The organism is Rhodococcus sp. no. 34 (genome assembly GCF_054589475.1).
The window spans coordinates 127,763-146,693 of the sequence record NZ_BAAILK010000024.1; the positions used below are offsets into that span (position 1 = coordinate 127,763).

Here is an 18,931-nt window from a genome sequence, read left to right on the forward strand (position 1 = left end):
CGTGAGGTGCTGGAAGGACGCATCTTGGCAGTCTCTAGCCAGACCAAGGCAGTTTCCGGAATCCCCGGAGCCCCGAAGAGGGTTTCGTTCGCGAAAGTTCGCGAACCCCTCGAAGTTCCCGGGCTTCTTGACGTACAGACAGATTCGTTCGAGTGGCTGATCGGCGCGCAGAGTTGGCGTGAACGAGCAGCGGCACTCGGCGACAATGCAGTGTCCGGTGGTCTCGAGGACATCCTCGCGGAGCTTTCTCCGATCGAGGATTTCAACGGCACTATGTCGCTGTCCTTCTCCGACCCTCGATTCGACGAGGTCAAGGCCTCGACGGACGAGTGCAAAGACAAGGACATGACCTACGCGGCGCCGTTGTTCGTCACCGCGGAGTTCATCAACAACAACACTGGTGAGATCAAGAGCCAGACGGTCTTCATGGGAGATTTCCCGATGATGACCGACAAGGGCACCTTCATCATCAACGGCACCGAGCGTGTGGTCGTCTCGCAGCTCGTGCGTTCCCCCGGTGTGTACTTCGACATGAGCGTCGACAAGAGCACCGAGAAGGATCTGCACAGCGTCAAGGTGATCCCGGGTCGCGGCGCATGGCTCGAGTTCGACGTCGACAAGCGCGACACCGTTGGTGTCCGTATCGACCGCAAGCGTCGTCAGCCTGTCACCGTCCTGCTCAAGGCACTCGGCTGGACCACCGAGCAGATCACGGAGCGCTTCGGCTTCTCCGAGATCCTCATGGCCACGCTGGAGAAGGACAACACCGCCGGCACCGATGAGGCGTTGCTCGACATCTACCGCAAGCTGCGTCCGGGCGAGCCCCCCACCAAGGAGAGCGCGCAGACCCTGCTGGAGAACCTGTTCTTCAAGGACAAGCGCTACGACCTCGCTCGCGTGGGTCGTTACAAGATCAACAAGAAGCTCGGCCTGAACGCGGGTCAGCCGATCGTTGCATCCACGCTCACCGAAGAAGACATCGTCGCCACCGTCGAGTACCTCGTGCGTCTGCACGCAGGTGACACCTCGATGACGGCTCCGGGCGGCGTCGAGGTTCCCGTCGAGGTCGACGACATCGACCACTTCGGCAACCGTCGTCTGCGTACGGTCGGCGAGCTCATCCAGAACCAGATCCGCGTGGGCCTGTCCCGCATGGAGCGTGTGGTTCGTGAGCGCATGACCACGCAGGACGTCGAGGCAATCACGCCTCAGACGCTGATCAACATCCGTCCCGTCGTCGCTGCGATCAGGGAGTTCTTCGGAACCTCCCAGCTGTCGCAGTTCATGGACCAGAACAACCCGCTGTCGGGGCTGACGCACAAGCGTCGTCTGTCCGCCCTCGGCCCGGGTGGTCTGTCCCGTGAGCGCGCCGGCCTCGAGGTTCGCGACGTTCACCCGTCGCACTACGGCCGCATGTGCCCGATCGAGACCCCGGAAGGCCCGAACATCGGCCTGATCGGTTCGCTGTCGGTCTACGCCCGCGTCAACCCGTTCGGTTTCATCGAGACCCCGTACCGTCGCGTCGTCGACGGACAGGTGACCGACGAGGTCGACTACCTGACCGCTGACGAAGAAGACCGCCACGTAGTCGCGCAGGCCAACTCGGCCATCGACCGCGAGGGTCGCTTCACCGACTCGAAGATTCTCGTCCGCCGTAAGGGTGGCGAGGTCGAGTTCGTCGCGTCCTCCGACATCGACTACATGGACGTTTCGCCGCGTCAGATGGTGTCCGTCGCAACCGCGATGATTCCGTTCCTCGAGCACGACGATGCAAACCGTGCCCTGATGGGCGCGAACATGCAGCGTCAGGCTGTCCCGCTGGTTCGCAGCGAGGCACCTCTCGTCGGTACCGGCATGGAGCTGCGTGCAGCTGTGGATGCCGGCGACGTCATCATCACCGAGAAGACCGGTGTCGTGGAGGAGATCTCCGCGGACTACGTCACGGTGATGGCTGACGACGGAAGCCGCAAGACGTACCGGATGCGCAAGTTCGCGCGTTCCAACCAGGGCACGTGCGCCAACCAGCGTCCGATCGTGGACGAGGGACAGCGTGTCGAGGCCGGCCAGGTTCTGGCCGACGGTCCTTGCACCGAGAACGGTGAGATGGCGCTGGGCAAGAACTTGCTCGTCGCGATCATGCCGTGGGAAGGCCACAACTACGAGGACGCGATCATTCTGTCGCAGCGTCTCGTGGAAGAGGACGTCCTGACCTCGATTCACATCGAGGAGCACGAGATCGATGCCCGCGACACCAAGCTCGGTGCCGAGGAAATCACTCGCGACATCCCGAACGTCTCCGACGAGGTCCTCGCCGACCTCGACGAGCGCGGCATCATCCGTATCGGTGCCGAGGTTCGTGACGGCGACGTGCTGGTCGGAAAGGTCACGCCGAAGGGCGAGACCGAGCTGACCCCCGAAGAGCGCCTCCTTCGCGCCATCTTCGGTGAGAAGGCTCGCGAGGTTCGTGACACGTCCCTCAAGGTTCCTCACGGTGAGACCGGCAAGGTCATCGGAATCCGCGTGTTCTCGCGTGACGAAGACGACGATCTGCCTCCCGGTGTCAACGAGCTGGTCCGCGTCTACGTGGCACAGAAGCGCAAGATCCAGGACGGCGACAAGCTCGCCGGCCGCCACGGTAACAAGGGCGTCATCGGCAAGATCCTGCCGCAGGAAGACATGCCGTTCCTCTCGGACGGCACGCCTGTCGACATCATCTTGAACACGCACGGCGTCCCGCGTCGTATGAACATCGGTCAGGTCTTGGAGACCCACCTCGGGTGGATCGGCAAGACCGGCTGGAACGTTCAGATCGCGTCCGACGGCTCTCGTCCCGACTGGGCTGCGACCCTGCCGGAAGAGATGCTGTCCGCTCCGGCCGACTCGAACATCGCCACCCCGGTGTTCGACGGTGCGAAGGAAGACGAGCTCACCGGTCTCCTCGGCGCGACGCTGCCGAACCGTGACGGCGAGCAGATGGTCGGACCCGACGGAAAGGCCACCTTGTTCGACGGCCGCTCCGGCGAGCCGTTCCCGTACCCGGTCTCGGTCGGTTACATGTACATCATCAAGCTGCACCACTTGGTCGACGACAAGATCCACGCTCGTTCGACCGGTCCGTACTCGATGATCACGCAGCAGCCTCTCGGTGGTAAGGCCCAGTTCGGTGGCCAGCGCTTCGGTGAGATGGAGTGCTGGGCGATGCAGGCCTACGGCGCGGCTTACACGCTGCAGGAACTGCTGACCATCAAGTCGGACGACGTGGTCGGTCGAGTCAAGGTGTACGAAGCCATCGTCAAGGGCGAGAACATCCCCGAACCCGGCATCCCCGAGTCGTTCAAGGTGCTCCTCAAGGAGCTCCAGTCGCTCTGCCTCAACGTGGAGGTGCTGTCCTCGGACGGCGCGGCCATCACGATGGCGGACGGCGACGACGAGGACTTGGAGCGGGCCGCAGCGAACCTGGGCATCAACCTGTCCAGGAACGAAGCTGCGACGGTCGACGACCTCGCGAACTAGGTTTCGGTCCCCGGGTTGCTCTTGAGAGAGCGGCCCGGGGGCGTAGTTCACATTTGAATTGGCAGTCAGGTTGCCGGGTGACCGGCAACCGTAACCCCAACGGGGAAAGGAAGTTACGTGCTCGACGTCAACTTCTTCGATGAACTCCGCATTGGCTTGGCCAGTGCAGAGGACATCCGCAATTGGTCCTACGGCGAGGTCAAGAAGCCGGAGACCATCAACTACCGCACGCTCAAGCCCGAGAAGGACGGCCTCTTCTGCGAGAAGATCTTCGGCCCCACTCGGGACTGGGAGTGCTACTGCGGTAAGTACAAGCGTGTCCGCTTCAAGGGCATCATCTGTGAGCGCTGTGGCGTCGAGGTCACTCGCGCCAAGGTTCGTCGTGAGCGCATGGGTCACATCGAACTGGCCGCACCGGTCACGCACATCTGGTACTTCAAGGGTGTTCCGAGCCGTCTCGGTTACCTGCTCGACCTGGCTCCGAAGGATCTCGAAAAGATCATCTACTTCGCTGCCTACGTCATCGTCGGTGTCGACGAGGAGCTCCGTCACAACGAGCTGTCCACCCTCGAAGCCGAGATGCAGGTCGAAAAGAAGACCGTCGCAGATCAGCGCGACGCCGATCTCGAGGCACGTGCGCAGAAGCTCGAAGCCGACATCGCCGAGCTCGAGGCAGAGGGCGCGAAGTCCGATGTCCGCCGCAAGGTCAAGGACGGCGGCGAGCGCGAAATGCGTCAGCTCCGTGACCGCGCGCAGCGTGAGCTGGATCGTCTCGACGAGATCTGGACCACCTTCACCAAGCTGAGCGTCAAGCAGCTCATCATCGACGAGCTCCTGTACCGCGAGCTGGTCGACCGTTACGGCGAGTACTTCACGGGTGCGATGGGCGCAGAGTCCATCCAGATCCTGATGCAGAACTTCGATCTCGACGCCGAGGCAGAGTCTCTCCGCGAGACCATCCGCAGCGGCAAGGGCCAGAAGAAGCTGCGTGCACTCAAGCGCCTCAAGGTGGTTGCGGCATTCCAGACCAACGGCAACTCGCCGATGGGCATGGTCCTCAACGCTGTTCCGGTGATCCCGCCGGAGCTTCGCCCGATGGTTCAGCTCGACGGTGGACGTTTCGCGACGTCCGACCTCAACGACCTGTACCGCCGCGTCATCAACCGCAACAACCGCCTCAAGCGACTGATCGACCTCGGTGCTCCCGAGATCATCGTCAACAACGAGAAGCGGATGCTGCAGGAGTCGGTCGACGCCCTGTTCGACAACGGTCGTCGTGGACGTCCGGTCACCGGACCGGGTAACCGCCCGCTGAAGTCCCTGAGCGATCTGCTCAAGGGCAAGCAGGGTCGCTTCCGTCAGAACCTGCTCGGTAAGCGCGTCGACTACTCGGGTCGTTCCGTCATCGTCGTCGGTCCTCAGCTCAAGCTGCACCAGTGTGGTCTGCCCAAGCTGATGGCTCTCGAGCTGTTCAAGCCGTTCGTGATGAAGCGTCTGGTCGATCTGAACCACGCGCAGAACATCAAGTCGGCAAAGCGCATGGTCGAGCGCAAGCGCGTCCAGGTGTGGGACGTCCTCGAAGAGGTCATCGCCGAGCACCCCGTGCTGCTCAACCGTGCACCTACGCTGCACCGTCTGGGTATCCAGGCATTCGAGCCGCAGCTCGTCGAGGGCAAGGCCATTCAGCTCCACCCGCTGGTGTGTGAGGCCTTCAACGCCGACTTCGACGGTGACCAGATGGCTGTTCACCTCCCGCTGTCGGCAGAGGCACAGGCCGAGGCACGCATCCTGATGCTGTCCTCGAACAACATCCTCTCGCCTGCTTCGGGTCGCCCGCTCGCCATGCCGCGTCTGGACATGGTCACGGGTCTGTTCCACCTGACCCGTCTCGACGAGGGTGTCACCGGTGAGCTCGTTGCTCCGACCAACGACGAGGCAGAGCAGGGCGTGTACTCCTCGCCCGCCGAGGCTCAGATGGCAGTCGACCGCGGCGCGCTCTCGGTTCAGGCTCAGATCAAGGTGCGTCTGACGGAGCAGCGTCCGCCGCGCGACCTCGAGAACGAACTGTTCCCCGAGGGCTGGAACTACGGTGACGGCTGGACCGCCACCACGACACTCGGCCGTGTGCTCTTCAACGAGCTGCTTCCGGCGGACTACCCGTTCGTCAACGAGCAGATGCCGAAGAAGCGCCAGGCGACGATCATCAACGATCTCGCCGAGCGGTACCCGATGATCGTGGTTGCTCAGACCGTCGACAAGCTCAAGGACGTCGGGTTCTACTGGGCCACCCGTTCGGGTGTCACGGTCTCGATCTCCGACGTGCTCGTGCCGCCGGAGAAGCCTGCCATCATCGAGGACTTCGAGGCTCAGGCCGACAAGATCGAGAAGCAGTACCAGCGTGGTGCTCTGGACAAGAAGGAGCGCAACAGCGCTCTGGTCACCATTTGGCAGGAAGCGACCGACAAGGTCGGCAAGGCCATGGAGGCTCACTTCCCCGACAGCAACCCGATCCCGATGATCGTGAAGTCCGGCGCAGCCGGCAACATGACTCAGGTTCGCTCGCTCGCCGGTATGAAGGGCCTGGTGACAAACCCGAAGGGTGAGTTCATCCCGCGTCCGATCAAGTCTTCCTTCAAGGAAGGCCTGACCGTTCTCGAGTACTTCATCAACACGCACGGTGCTCGTAAGGGTCTGGCCGATACCGCACTCCGCACCGCCGACTCGGGTTACCTGACCCGTCGTCTGGTGGACGTTTCGCAGGACGTCATCGTCCGCGAGGTCGACTGTGGAACAGAGCGCGGCATCGTCACCACGATCGCCGAGAAGCAGGCCGACGGCACGATGATCCGCGATGCTCACGTGGAGACCAGCACGTACGCCCGTACCTTGGCGGCCGATGCAGTCGACGCGAACGGCACCGTCATCGTCGAGCGTGGCCACGATCTCGGTGACCCCGCGATCGATGCTCTGCTCGAAGCCGGCATCACGACGGTCAAGGTCCGCTCGGTCCTGACCTGCACCACCGGCACCGGCGTTTGCGCCACTTGCTACGGCCGCTCGATGGCCACCGGCAAGCTGGTCGACATCGGTGAGGCTGTCGGTATCGTCGCCGCACAGTCGATCGGTGAGCCCGGTACCCAGCTGACCATGCGTACCTTCCACCAGGGTGGTGTCGCAGGAGATGACATCACCGGCGGTCTGCCGCGTGTCCAGGAGCTGTTCGAGGCACGTGTGCCCAAGGGCAAGGCTCCTATCGCGGACGTCACCGGTCGGGTACAGCTCGAAGACGGCGATCGTTTCTACAAGATCACCATCGTTCCGGACGACGGCGGCGAAGAGGTTGTCTACGACAAGCTCAGCAAGCGTCAGCGTCTGCGTGTCTTCAAGCACGCCGACGGTCGCGAAAGCCTCTTGGCTGACGGTGACCACGTCGAGGTCGGACAGCAGCTCATGGAAGGTGCTGCCGATCCCCACGAGGTCCTGCGAGTCATGGGTCCGCGTCAGGTTCAGATCCACTTGGTCAACGAGGTCCAGGAGGTGTACCGGAGCCAGGGTGTGTCGATCCACGACAAGCACATCGAGGTCATCGTGCGCCAGATGCTTCGTCGCGTGACGATCATCGATTCCGGTGCCACCGAGTTCCTGCCCGGTTCGCTCACCGAGCGCGCCGAGTTCGAGTCGGCAAACCGCCGCGTTGTCGCCGAGGGTGGCGAGCCCGCAGCCGGCCGTCCGGTGCTCATGGGTATCACGAAGGCGTCGCTCGCGACGGATTCGTGGCTGTCCGCGGCATCGTTCCAGGAGACCACTCGTGTCTTGACCGACGCGGCTATCAACTGCCGCTCGGACAAGCTGATCGGTCTGAAGGAAAATGTCATCATCGGCAAGCTGATCCCTGCCGGTACCGGTATCAACCGTTACCGCAACATCCAGGTTCAGCCCACCGAAGAGGCACGCGCCGCTGCTTACGCAGTGCCGTCGTACGACGACCAGTACTACAGCCCGGACGGCTTCGGCCAGAACACCGGTGCTGCAGTTCCGCTGGACGACTACGGCTTCAGCAACGACTACCGCTAGTCGGGTAGTCGCATGTGACGACTACCGCTAGACGGGTAGTCGCATGTGACGACTACCGCTAAGCGTTAGTTCGTAGAAAATCCCCCCACTTCGAAAGAGGTGGGGGGATTTTTCATGTCAGGAGTGGGACGTTTTCAGGAGTTGCTGCCGCTGAGGTCCGGGATGACGATCTCCTGGACGGCCCACTTGTTCCCGTCGGGGTCGGCGAAGTAGATGAACCGCCCCCAGGCCTGGTCGTCGATCGGGCTGATGTCGATGCCGCGGCTCTTGAACTCGCGCTCGGCCTCTTCGATGTCTTTGACCACTACCTGCATGCCGACGACCGAGCCGGGCTCGGCGTCGGTGATTCCCTTGCCGATGCAGATCGAGCAGGCCGAACCGGGAGGGGTCAGCTGGACGAATCGCAGGTCTTCGCTGACCGTGTGATCGTGGTCGGCATTGAATCCGAGGCGGACGTAGAAGTCCTTGGCGCGGTCGATGTCGGTGACGGGAATGGCGACCAGTTCGAGCTTGATGTCCATGACGTGCCCTTCATGTGATGGTGAATTCCGGCGACAGGTCCAGTGTTGCGGGTATTGCGGTCAGAAACGGTCCTCGTTCGGCGTCCGGATGAAACTTTCCGAATTCCTTGTTGCTCCGAGGGTGCTTCTCTCACTGCTCGACCGATCCCGAACCAGGAGCGGATACCCCGACTCCGCAGCTCTGACGCATTCCGTCGAACGTGCCGCGCACGCCGACGCTCTCGGCTACCACCGGTTCTGGGTGGCCGAGCATCACGCGGTGCCCGGGATCGGGAGCGGGTCGCCGGCAGTACTGCTTGCCGCGATCGGCGCGCATACGCGCGATATCAGACTCGGCAGCGGTGGGGTCATGCTGCCGAATCACCAACCGCTGATCGTCGCCGAGCAGTTCTTGATGCTGGAGGCTCTGTACCCGGGGCGAATCGATCTCGGCCTCGGCCGATCGCTGGGATTCACAGAGCCCGTACGTCAGGCACTACGACGCAGCAAGGACGCTCCGGACACGTTTGTGTCGGACCTGGACGAGGTGAGGCGTTATCTGGACGGTTCCGCCGCAGTGACGGCACGGCCGGCGTCGCAGACTGGAGTCCCGATCTTCGTGCTCGCCACGCGCACAGGCTTGAAAGTGGCAGCGCAGCTGGGGCTTCCGGTGGTCGTGGGCGGGCCGATACTCGGAATCGGTAGCACCGACCGGGTGGATGCGTTGGACGAGTACCGCCGAGCCTTCCGGCCCACCGACGCTCATCCCGAACCCTATGTGGTGGTTTCACTCGAAGTGGCGGTTGCCGATACCACCGACGCGGCGCGTGAGTTGCTGATCCCGGAGGCGTACGCGCTCGCTGAATCGTCACGGACAGGGGAGTTTCCGCCGCTCGTGTCGCCGGACGAGATCAGGCGCGCCCCGCGCAGTGATCGAAACGCCAGGCGCATCGAGTCGTTCACGGCTTCGGCGCTGCACGGGACGCCCGTCGAGGTGAAGCAGCAGCTTCACGATCTGGCCGAGCGAACCGGTGCCGACGAATTGCTGGCGTCCACGTCGACGTACGACCGTGACGCGCTTGCACTTTCGGACCGCCTACTGCGTGAGGTGGTTTAGCAGTGTGGTTGATCTAACGAGGCACGTGAAACTCGAGCAGAGTGGCGACGGAGTCGTCGAGTTCGGTCCACGGCACCGGTACGGAGAGGACGGCGATCGCCGAAGTCGGGAACTTGTCGCGGATACGTTGCGCCGCTTCGGAGTTTTCGTTCGATGCGAGATCGAGTGCAGTCCAGGGAATTCCGGGTTCGTGTCCGACGATCAGGAGCGTCTTGACGTGGTCGGACGTGGTTCGCGCAGCTGCAATGACGTCTGCGGGTGAGCCGCCGTAGATGGACTTCTCGAACCCGGCGGGAGCTTCGATTCCCGTCGAGGCAAGGGTTTCGACGGTCCGCCGGGAGGTGGAGCACAGAACGGCGTCGACGGGCGGGACGTTTTCGCGGATCCATTCGCCGCCGATGCGGGCCTCGCGCAGGCCCCGTTCGGCGAGCGGACGCTCGTGATCACGGATGCCCTCGGGGTAGCTGGACTTGCCGTGTCGCATGAGGACGAGGGTGCGGTGGTCGGCCATGCGTTCACGGTATCCGCTTTGTGCCCGTCAGTCCGGTTACTCTGGATGGTCAGGACCTTGAAGGAGGTTTTCGATGGCCGGTAAGAAGCTCGATCGAACTAATGCCCGAACTGCACTCGAGGTGGTACGCGAAAGCCCCACCATCGCTTTCATCACCGTTGCCCCGGCAGTGGTCGTGTTCGGCGTGGTGTGGTGGCTCTTCGGTTTCTGGGCCGCGATTCTTCTTGCGTTGGTGTTCGGTGTCGCGGCTGTCGCGACCCAGAAACTGCGTTAGAGGGCGCTCACCTGCGCAACTGCGCGGAGCGCTTCGCCGACCAGGAACCAGACCGTGACGGTCTTGTCGTCGACGCGGCTGCGCAGGACGACGTCGTCGCTGGAGACGATGGGGGAGAGGTACTCGATCAGTGCTCGATGCGGAACTGTCCGTAGTTCGGTGCGAGCGCTGAGGACCTCTTCGACTGCCTGCCAGTAGACGGCGTTGTTGACGTGGTCGAACGGGTCGATATCCGTGGCGCGCAGAGCGAACGGCGTGTCCAGAACACCCGCGCCGTCCGCCTCCGGTGCGTTCTCGGCGAGTACCCGCTTCCACTTCAGGCGATGCTCGTCGGTGGATTCCTCCAGTGGCCGCATGAAGTCGTCACTCATCCGCGTGGGCATGCCCGACTCGGCGCTGATGTTGATCCAGAAGCCTTCGGTTTCCATCAGCGCGCCGTTGCTGCCGTCGAAGCGCACACGCATGTTCGCCCATCTCGTGGAGAAGCCGGAGCACCAGCGAGTCATCGTCAACTCTTCCGGCCAGATCGCCGGGCGTACGACGTCGACGACCGTACGACGCACTATCCAGAGCGGATGGGTGTCGATGGCTCCCGCGGCCTCGATGTTGTCGTTGCCGATGTCCTGCAGGTAGCGGGCGACGGCGTCGAGCCTGACCTGCTTGGCGACGTCGATGTCGCCGGTGCGGACCGGGCGGGACTTGACGAAGATCGGTCCTCGGTCCGGCTGTTGCGCGAGCGTGAGATCTGGGTTCACGTGAGATTCCTGTTCGCTGGAGTGAGCCGATTCTGTCAGGCTTTTCAGCGAGTGGCGATTATCTGCTTTCCGCAGCCGGAGCCGTCGACCATTCGTGCCACGGCGACGGCGGTGTCGGCAAGGGGATGAACGGAGTCGATCACCGGGGTGATGTCACCTGCGTCGATCATCTGCGTCAGGACCTCCAGATCGTCGGCGTTCTCCGAAGCGATGAAGGTGCCCATTTTCTGAGATATGAACGGAGACAAGCACTGTGCGCGTATTTGGCGATCGGTTCCGCCGAGCCACCGTCCGCCGTTCTCGCCGCCGACGATCACCAGCGTTCCGGTGCGTGTGAGCGCCCGTCGAAGATCTCGCAGTCGGCGGTTGCCGCCGGTGTCGATGATGACGTCGTACCGATGCGATCCGTCGGTGGCGTCGTCGACGCGGTAGTCGAGAACCTCGTCGGCACCGATGGAGCGGACGGTATCGGTTTTCGAGGTGCTGCACACGCCGGTGACGTGAGCGCCCATGGCTTTTGCCACCTGCACCGCGTAGATCCCGACGCCACCGGATGCGCCGAGTACGAGGACGGATTGGCCCGCCTGCACGCGGCCGTGGTCGCGCACGGCTTGCAACGCTGTGAGGGCGGAGACCGGCACCGCTGCTGCTTGTGCGAACGACAACCGTGCAGGTTTTGCGGCAATCTTCGTCTCGAGTGCGCGTGCGTACTCCGCGAACGAACCGACCGCGATCCCGTATACCTCCTGGCCGACTGCCACGCGGGTCACCGAACTGCCGACGGCCTCGACTCGGCCGGATACGTCCAGTCCGCGGACTCGGTTCCTAGGTCTGCGCAGCCCGAAACCCGCGAGGCGCAACGGATATGGCAGTCCGGCCATGAGATGCCATGCCCCGCGGTCGACGGACGCGGCCTCGACGCGTATCAGCACTTCGTTGTCGGCGACAGTGGGGCGCGGAATGTGGTCGAGGTAGAGAACGTCGGCCTCGCCGTAGCGATCCTGTACGACGGCGGTCATCAGTTCCTTCGGCATGCGAGTCTCCGTTCGTCGAATACTTACAGCGTAAGTATTGCACTTACGGTGTAAGTTCTGTCAACGTGGAGAAGCGCGCAAGATTGACCCGAGACGACGTCGTACACGCTGCTGTCGCGCTTGCCGATTCCGTCGGAATCGATTCGATGACCATGCGGAAGCTGGGCACCGAACTGGGCGTCGAAGCGATGTCTCTGTACAACCATGTTTCGGACAAAGGGGATCTGCTCGACGGAATGGTCGATGCGGTCTTCGCGGAGATCGATCTGCCGACGCCGGGACGCCCGTGGCGCACGGAACTTCACGTGCGAGCGGTATCGACAAGGGAAGTGTTGGGGAGGCACCCGTGGGCAACTCCGTTGATGGAGTCCCGAACGACGCCTGGTCCCGCGACCCTGCGCCACCACGATGCCGTCATCGGAACGCTACGCGCCGCCGACTTTCCCGTCGCCCTTGCTGCGCATGCCTTTTCGATCATGGATGCGTACATCTACGGCTTCGTGCTGCAAGAAGTGAGCTTGCCGTTCGAAACAGCGCAGGAAACGACGGAACTGGCGAAGGCGATCATGGGCTCGTTCGAGAGCGGTCAGTATCCGCACCTGGCCGAGTTGACCACCGAGCACGTCCTTGCTCCGGGATACAGCTACGCCGCCGAATTCGCTTTCGGTCTCGATCTGATTCTCGACGGACTCGAACGTCTGCACATCGGGAGCGAACGATGATCTGACGTGAGTACCGGGTTAAAGTCGAGAAAACCGGGTTACCGGTCCAGACTTCAGATGTCCCGAAGAGGAGCTTGCTGTGCGCGCCATGGTGGTTACGGAACTGTCCGGTCCCGAAGGAATTGTCGCGCAGGAGGTTCCCGAGCCCGCAGCCGAAGGTCTTGTTCTCATCGATGTGAAGGCAAGTGGCGTCTGCTTTCCGGACCTGCTCATCACCTACGGCAAGTATCAGATCCGCCCGGAACCGCCGTTCATTCCCGGCGCGGAGATCTCGGGCGTCGTGGTCTCCGCGCCGGAAGGGTCGGGTTTCGCTCCGGGCGATCGTGTTCTCGCGGCCGCGTATCTGGGTGGGTATGCAGAGCGGATTGCCGTCAACCCGGCTCAGGTACTCCGAATTCCGGACGGACTCGCCTTCGACGAGGCGGCCTCGCTGATCATCAACTATCAGACGATGGAGTTCGCGCTCGCTCGTCGCGCGAAGATCGTCGCGGGGGAGACTGTCGTCGTGCTCGGCGCTGCAGGCGGAGTCGGAACGGCAACCATCCAGCTGGCCAAGGCGCACGGTGCCCGGGTGATCGCCGTGGTACGACGCGAGGGCGTCGATGACTTCTTGCGTGAGCTCGGTGCCGACGAGGTGGTCGCGCTGGCTCCGGGATGGGGAGAGCGGATTCGGGAACTGACCGACGGCGTCGGCGCTCAGATCGTGGTGGATCCGGTGGGCGGCGATGCGTTCGACGACGCGGTCCGGGTTCTGGCACCCGAAGGACGACTCGTGGTGATCGGATTCGCCGGCGGCGGTATTCCCGAGGTAAAGGTGAACCGGGTGCTGTTTCGCAATATCAGCATTGTCGGCGCGGCATGGGGTGAGTTCACGCGTACCAATCCCGAGGCGGTAGCCGAGGTACACGCATCGCTGGTAGAACACGTCCGAAACGGCTTGCGTCCGCTGGTCAAGGCACGGTATCCGCTTGCCGACGCAGCAGTTGCCCTGGCTGATCTCGAAAGCGGCAAAGTTCTCGGAAAGGCCATCTTGCTGCAGGAATGATTCTTCGCAACGTGATGGTGGTCACCAAATAATAAGTTGCAACATGTTTTCATTTGGGCAATAGTTGCAACCGCACTACCATTTGCCAGGTGATCGCTTCCGATTCTGATGACCTGTATGGAGCACTCGACGAGTTGTTCACTCGCCTGATGAGCGCCGGTGATTCGGAGTCGATCGATGCGTTGATCGAACTGGATCTCTCGTTCTCTCAGGTGCGTGTGCTGTTCGTACTTGCACAACGTGATGCGGCGATCCCGATCAACGAGGTTGCCGACGAGCTTCGGCTCTCGGTGGCAGCTACGGGGCGGAACATCGATCAGCTCGTGAACATGGGTCTGGTCGATCGCCGTGAAGACGAGCGGGACCGACGCGTCAAGCGGGTTTCCTTGTCGGAGGCCGGTCGTAAGGTGACGACCAACCACATCGAGTGCAAGCGCGGCCAGCTTCGCGAATTCGCGTCGCGTGTTCCTGAGCCAGAGCGGATTCGTTTGTTCGAGGCTCTCAAGCCCATTCTCGCGGGTGACTATCTGCGAGCACTTAACCAGGAGACTTCGCGATGACATCGCCGAACGCGCCGGCACCGGCGTCCGACAAACTTGACGGGGCGGTCCTCAAGATCGCTTCCGTGGTGGTGCTCGGCGCCATCATGTCGATTCTCGACGTAACCGTGGTGAGCGTCGCGCTCACCACTTTTGCCGAGGACTTCGAAACTTCGTACGCCACCGTCGCGTGGACGATGACGGCCTACACGCTCGCCTTGGCGACGGTCATTCCGGTTACCGGTTGGGCTGCCGACCGTTTCGGCACCAAGCGCCTGTACATGACGGCCCTGGTGCTGTTCGTACTCGGTTCGGTCGCTTGTGCGATGGCGTGGGACATCACCTCGCTCATCGGCTTCCGCGTGCTCCAGGGTCTCGGCGGCGGCATGTTGATGCCGCTCGGTATGACGATCATGACCCGGGCCGCCGGTCCGGACCGTGTCGGTCGTGTCATGGCAGTTCTCGGTATCCCGATGCTGCTCGGTCCTATCGGCGGCCCGATTCTCGGTGGTTGGCTGATCGAGGCCGCGAGCTGGCACTGGATCTTCCTGATCAACTTGCCGATCGGCATCATCGCTCTGGCTGCTGCGTTCATCATTCTGCCGTCCGACAAGGCGAAGCCTTCGGAGTCCTTCGACTTCCTCGGCATGATCCTGCTGTCGCCCGGCCTGGCGCTGTTCCTGTTCGGTGTGTCGTCCATCCCTGAGGTGGGAACCGTCGCGTCCGCTCGGGTTCTGGTGTCGGCCGGTATCGGTCTGGCACTGATCATCGCCTTCGTGTTCCACGCGCTCAACAAGGATCACCCGCTGATCGACCTGCACCTGTTCAAGAACCGTCAGTTGACCACCGCCGTCATCACGACGTCGCTGTTCATCGTCGCGTTCATGGGCGCCGGGTTGCTGTTCCCGAGCTACTTCATTCAGGTCGGCGGTCACACCACGCTCGCTGCCGGATTGTTGATGGCTCCGCAGGGTCTCGGCGCTATGGTCACCATGCCCATCGCTGGTCGACTGGTCGACAAGATCGGCCCGGGCAAGATCGTCCTGACCGGTTTGCCGTTGATTCTGATCGGCTTGGGTGTGTTCACACAGGTTGCCTCGGATTCCCCGACGTGGCTGCTGATGGGTGCCTTGTTCGTCATGGGCCTCGGTATGGGTTGCACCATGATGCCGCTGATGACCGCAGCTATCGTGACGCTCTCCAACGAGCAGATTGCTCGCGGCTCCACCCTGATGAACATCGTTCAGCAGACCGCAGGTTCGATCGGTACCGCCGTGATGTCGGTGGTCTTGACCAACCAGCTTCTCGATCGTGGCCTCGACACGACGATGGTCGGTGCGGCCTCGCACATTCCGACCGAACCGGGAAGTCCGCAGGAGTCTGCTGCGAATTCGATTCTCAGTGCGGCGTCGGATGCCTTCGGTAACACCTTCCTCGTTGCCACTGTGCTGATCGTCCTGACCCTCATCCCGGCGTTCTTCCTGCCGCGGAGCAAGACCACCAGGCCGGTGGCCGAGGGCGAGACGGCAACGCCGATCGTTATGCACTGACCGCTTTTCGGTAGATCGTTCGTCCAGGTGAGGGCGGCACACATCTTGTGTGCCGCCCTCACCTTTTTGCCGTGGAATACAGCTGGATGGTTGAATGTTTGATCAGTTACATGCAAACGCATGGATCTAGTTCGCGGAGGAGCAACCATGCAGTTCGGAATCTTCACGGTCGGTGACGTCACCACTGATCCCACGACGGGGGCGACCCCGACAGAGCACGAGCGCATCAAGGCCATGACGACCATCGCCAAGCACGCCGAGGAAGTCGGTCTCGACGTCTTCGCGACCGGCGAGCATCACAACAAGCCGTTCGTGCCGTCATCTCCGACCACGATGCTCGGATACATCGCGGCCCAGACCGAGAAGATCACGCTCTCCACGTCCACGACGCTGATCACCACCAATGACCCGGTGAAGATCGCCGAGGATTACGCGATGCTTCAACACCTCGCCGAGGGGCGCGTCGATCTGATGATGGGTCGCGGAAACACCGCGCCTGTGTACCCGTGGTTCGGCAAGGACATTCGCGCCGGTATCCCGTTGGCGCTCGAGAACTATCAACTTCTTCGCCGGCTCTGGGACGAGGAGGTCGTGAACTGGCAAGGGGAGTACCGCACTCCACTCCAGGGATTCACGTCCACACCGCGCCCGCTGGACGGCGTCGCGCCGTTCGTGTGGCACGGCTCGATCCGCAGCCCCGAGATCGCGGAGATCGCGGCGTATCACGGCGACGGATTCTTCGCGAACAACATCTTCTGGCCGAAAGAGCACTACATCGAGCTGATCAATCTTTACCGCCGGCGTTACGAGCATTACGGCCACGGGTCCGCGGATCAGGCGATCGTCGGTCTCGGTGGTCAGGTCTTCGTGCGCAAGAACAGTCAGGACGCGGTCAAGGAATTCCGTCCGTATTTCGACAATGCTCCGGTGTACGGCCACGGGCCCTCACTCGAAGAGTTCACCGAGCAGACGCCGCTGACCGTCGGTTCCCCTGAACAGGTCATCGAGAAGACGTTGGCGTTTGCCGATTTCTTCGGTGACTACCAGCGCCAGCTGTTCCTGATGGATCACGCCGGACTGCCGCTGAAGACGGTGCTCGAGCAGCTCGATCTGCTCGGTGAGGAAGTTGTTCCGGTTCTGCGCCGTGAGTTCGCGGCCAGGCGACCAGCACATGTGCCGGACAACCCGCCCACTCACGCGTCGATGAAGGCGGCTCGTGAGGCAAGCAGTGTCACTGCCTGACGAGCAACTGCCTGAGGTTCCGGTCAGCACCACCGAACTCGCCACCGACGCCTGGGAAGCCTTGTTTCGCGCCCAGGTGTCGGTGCTGCGGCGGCTCTCTGCCGACGACGTCTGGGATCAGGTGTCGATGCGCGAGTACGACGTGCTGTTCACGCTGAGTCTTGCGCCGAGTAGTTCCCTTCGCCTGCATGACCTGAATCGGGAGATATTGCTGAGCCAGCCTTCGCTCAGTCGCCTGGTGGAACGGTTGGAGGGCGAAGGTCTGGTAACGAGAAGTGTTGATCCACAGGATCGCCGCGGGACGATCGTGCAACTCACCGAAACGGGTGCAGCGCTGCAGAAATCAGTGGGTCGCCGTCATGCCGCGAGCATCCGCCGCCACGTCGGACCGGCCCTGGACGCGGATGAACTTCGACTGTTGGCCGAATTGTGCACGCGTCTGCGTCTCGCGCAGTCATGACTGGAGGCAGGATGGACGATATGAGCAACCTCGAAGCGCAGCCCGTCGAGCAGGAATGCGAAGGCCATCCGGCGGAGAGCGAGATTCAGATCCTCACCCCGCGCGACGTACCGCTCGGTGGCCCGCGGGCCATGCGAGTGCGACGCACCCTCCCGCAACGCGAGCGTTCGCTGATCGGGGGATGGTGTTTTGCAGATCATTACGGTCCGGATGACGTCGGCTCAGGACCGGGCATGCATGTGCCGCCGCATCCGCATACCGGTTTGCAGACGGTGAGTTGGCTGTTCACCGGAGAGATCGAGCACCGTGACAGCATCGGTTCCCATGCGATGGTGCGGCCGGGTGAACTGAATCTGATGACGGCCGGGAGTGGGATCGCGCACTCCGAGGTGTCGACGCCGAATACGAAGGTTCTGCACGGGATGCAGTTGTGGGTGGCCCTGCCGGATGCGGCGCGCGATACCGCACCCGCGTTCGTTCACTATCGACCGGAGCCGGTGACCACCGATGGTGTCACGCTCAGTGTGTTCCTCGGTTCGCTCGCCGGTGAAACGTCTCCGGTGTCTACCTTCACCGAATTACTCGGTGCCGAGGTGATTCTCGATCCTGGGGCCGAGATCGCCCTCGATGTCGATCGTTCACATGAGCACGGCGTGATCGTCGATCAAGGATCGGTTGTTCTGCGTGGTACCACTGTCGGCTGGGCCGAGTTGGGTTATCAAGCACCGGGTTTCGGAAAACTGACTTTGCGCAATCCGGGATCCGAACCGGCTCGACTGCTACTTCTCGGCGGGAAACCGTTGGGCGAGCAGGTCATCATGTGGTGGAACTTCATGGGCCGTACACACGCAGAGATCGTCGAGTATCGACGCAAGTGGCAGGCCGAGCTTGCCTCCGGATTCGACGGCAGCGTCCCGGACCGGCGTTTCGGCGTCGTGCCGGGATACGACGGTCCGGCGCTCCCGGCACCCGAGTTGCCGAACAGTACGTTGCGGCCCCGAGGCTAGTCGTTGCTCTTGCTGCTACCGGCCGCGAGCGTCGTTTCGATCAGGCTTGTTCGATGTCCTGGTGAGCCTTCGCGAGCATGATGTAGCCGGCGCCGTTGGCGGTGATACCGGCCTTTTCGCCTTCGGAGAGTTCACGTTTGACCTTGGCGGGCACGCCGGCGACCAGTGATCCAGGCGGGATTTGCATCCCCTGAGACACGACGGCGCCGGCTGCAATCAGTGACCCCGAGCCGATGTGTGCGCCGTTGAGCACCACGGCACCCATGCCGACGAGAACGTCGTCTTCGACGGTGCACCCGTGCAACACTGCGTTGTGGCCGACCGAGATTCGTTCGCCCAGCACTGCGGGGAACGTCGGGTCGGCGTGCACGGTGCAGTTGTCCTGAATGTTGGTGTCAGCGCCGATGGAGATCGATTCTGCGTCGCCGCGGATAACCGCGCCGTACCAGATGCTGGCTCCCGCAGCGATGGTCACCGCGCCGACAACGGTGGCGTTGGGTGCGATGAACGCACTTTCGTCGATCTGCGGGGTGTTACCGAGAACGGTGGCGATGATCGGGTTGGTCATGGTTCTCCTGTGCGTTGGAA

At 62.6% G+C, this 18,931-nt stretch carries 16 protein-coding genes; 11 read left to right on the forward strand and 5 right to left on the reverse strand.

Going from position 1 to position 18,931, the window contains the following annotated elements; genetic code table 11:
* Window positions 1-6 precede the first annotated feature (6 nt).
* Window positions 7-3,513: a DNA-directed RNA polymerase subunit beta gene (rpoB, locus tag ACYP01_RS08550; RefSeq protein WP_003942068.1), complete on the forward strand. Its 3,507-nt coding sequence runs from the start codon at window positions 7-9 to the stop codon at window positions 3,511-3,513.
* A 117-nt stretch (window positions 3,514-3,630) separates the two neighbouring features.
* Window positions 3,631-7,587, forward strand: coding sequence for a DNA-directed RNA polymerase subunit beta' (locus tag ACYP01_RS08555; protein ID WP_459679418.1), 3,957 nt, complete (start codon window positions 3,631-3,633; stop codon window positions 7,585-7,587).
* A gap of 134 nt (window positions 7,588-7,721) precedes the next feature.
* On the opposite strand, the gene ACYP01_RS08560 is transcribed toward ACYP01_RS08555, so the two are convergent.
* A complete protein-coding gene (locus ACYP01_RS08560) occupies window positions 7,722-8,108 on the reverse strand; it encodes a glyoxalase superfamily protein (RefSeq protein ID WP_003942070.1) in 387 nt (128 codons plus the stop codon).
* An 88-nt stretch (window positions 8,109-8,196) separates the two neighbouring features.
* Between ACYP01_RS08560 and ACYP01_RS08565 the strand changes: the two genes are divergently transcribed.
* Window positions 8,197-9,204, forward strand: coding sequence for an LLM class flavin-dependent oxidoreductase (locus ACYP01_RS08565; RefSeq protein WP_042921030.1), 1,008 nt, complete (start codon window positions 8,197-8,199; stop codon window positions 9,202-9,204).
* 13 nt (window positions 9,205-9,217) lie between these two features.
* On the opposite strand, the gene ACYP01_RS08570 is transcribed toward ACYP01_RS08565, so the two are convergent.
* Window positions 9,218-9,715, reverse strand: a complete 498-nt coding sequence (locus ACYP01_RS08570; RefSeq protein WP_007728426.1) for a SixA phosphatase family protein — start codon at window positions 9,713-9,715, stop codon at window positions 9,218-9,220.
* A 73-nt stretch (window positions 9,716-9,788) separates the two neighbouring features.
* Here ACYP01_RS08570 and ACYP01_RS08575 point away from each other — a divergent pair, with 73 nt between their 5' ends.
* Window positions 9,789-9,989 carry a hypothetical protein gene (locus ACYP01_RS08575; protein WP_003941897.1) on the forward strand — a complete coding sequence of 67 codons (201 nt, stop codon included), beginning with the start codon at window positions 9,789-9,791 and terminating at the stop codon, window positions 9,987-9,989.
* Here the strand turns inward: ACYP01_RS08575 and ACYP01_RS08580 are convergent.
* Window positions 9,986-10,744 carry an acyl-[acyl-carrier-protein] thioesterase gene (locus ACYP01_RS08580; protein WP_083291738.1) on the reverse strand — a complete coding sequence of 253 codons (759 nt, stop codon included), beginning with the start codon at window positions 10,742-10,744 and terminating at the stop codon, window positions 9,986-9,988. The genes ACYP01_RS08575 and ACYP01_RS08580 overlap by 4 nt on opposite strands.
* Window positions 10,745-10,788: 44 nt before the next feature.
* On the reverse strand, window positions 10,789-11,778 hold the full coding sequence (locus ACYP01_RS08585) for an NAD(P)-dependent alcohol dehydrogenase (RefSeq protein ID WP_218679928.1): 990 nt from the start codon (window positions 11,776-11,778) through the stop codon (window positions 10,789-10,791).
* A gap of 65 nt (window positions 11,779-11,843) precedes the next feature.
* Here ACYP01_RS08585 and ACYP01_RS08590 point away from each other — a divergent pair, with 65 nt between their 5' ends.
* The 7 genes from ACYP01_RS08590 (at window position 11,844) to ACYP01_RS08620 (ending at window position 18,343) form a co-directional block, all read left to right on the forward strand.
* On the forward strand, window positions 11,844-12,500 hold the full coding sequence (locus tag ACYP01_RS08590; protein WP_003941871.1) for a TetR/AcrR family transcriptional regulator: 657 nt from the start codon (window positions 11,844-11,846) through the stop codon (window positions 12,498-12,500).
* A gap of 79 nt (window positions 12,501-12,579) precedes the next feature.
* On the forward strand, window positions 12,580-13,545 hold the full coding sequence (locus tag ACYP01_RS08595) for an NADPH:quinone oxidoreductase family protein (protein WP_003941986.1): 966 nt from the start codon (window positions 12,580-12,582) through the stop codon (window positions 13,543-13,545).
* Between the two features lie 89 nt (window positions 13,546-13,634).
* Window positions 13,635-14,105, forward strand: a complete 471-nt coding sequence (locus ACYP01_RS08600) for a MarR family winged helix-turn-helix transcriptional regulator (protein WP_003941890.1) — start codon at window positions 13,635-13,637, stop codon at window positions 14,103-14,105.
* On the forward strand, window positions 14,102-15,634 hold the full coding sequence (locus ACYP01_RS08605) for a DHA2 family efflux MFS transporter permease subunit (protein ID WP_003942006.1): 1,533 nt from the start codon (window positions 14,102-14,104) through the stop codon (window positions 15,632-15,634). The genes ACYP01_RS08600 and ACYP01_RS08605 overlap by 4 nt, the downstream gene beginning before the upstream one ends.
* A 147-nt stretch (window positions 15,635-15,781) precedes the next feature.
* Window positions 15,782-16,876 (forward strand): LLM class flavin-dependent oxidoreductase, encoded by a 1,095-nt coding sequence (locus tag ACYP01_RS08610; RefSeq protein WP_459679424.1) that lies wholly within the window; start codon window positions 15,782-15,784, stop codon window positions 16,874-16,876.
* Entirely contained in the window at window positions 16,863-17,336 is a 474-nt protein-coding gene (locus ACYP01_RS08615) for a MarR family winged helix-turn-helix transcriptional regulator (RefSeq protein WP_082931433.1), read from the forward strand. The genes ACYP01_RS08610 and ACYP01_RS08615 overlap by 14 nt, the downstream gene beginning before the upstream one ends.
* Before the next feature lie 20 nt (window positions 17,337-17,356).
* Window positions 17,357-18,343, forward strand: coding sequence for a pirin family protein (locus tag ACYP01_RS08620; RefSeq protein ID WP_058038176.1), 987 nt, complete (start codon window positions 17,357-17,359; stop codon window positions 18,341-18,343).
* Between the two features lie 40 nt (window positions 18,344-18,383).
* Here the strand turns inward: ACYP01_RS08620 and ACYP01_RS08625 are convergent, their stop codons facing one another.
* Window positions 18,384-18,911 (reverse strand): gamma carbonic anhydrase family protein, encoded by a 528-nt coding sequence (locus tag ACYP01_RS08625; protein WP_003941993.1) that lies wholly within the window; start codon window positions 18,909-18,911, stop codon window positions 18,384-18,386.
* Between the last annotated feature and the right edge of the window lie 20 nt (window positions 18,912-18,931).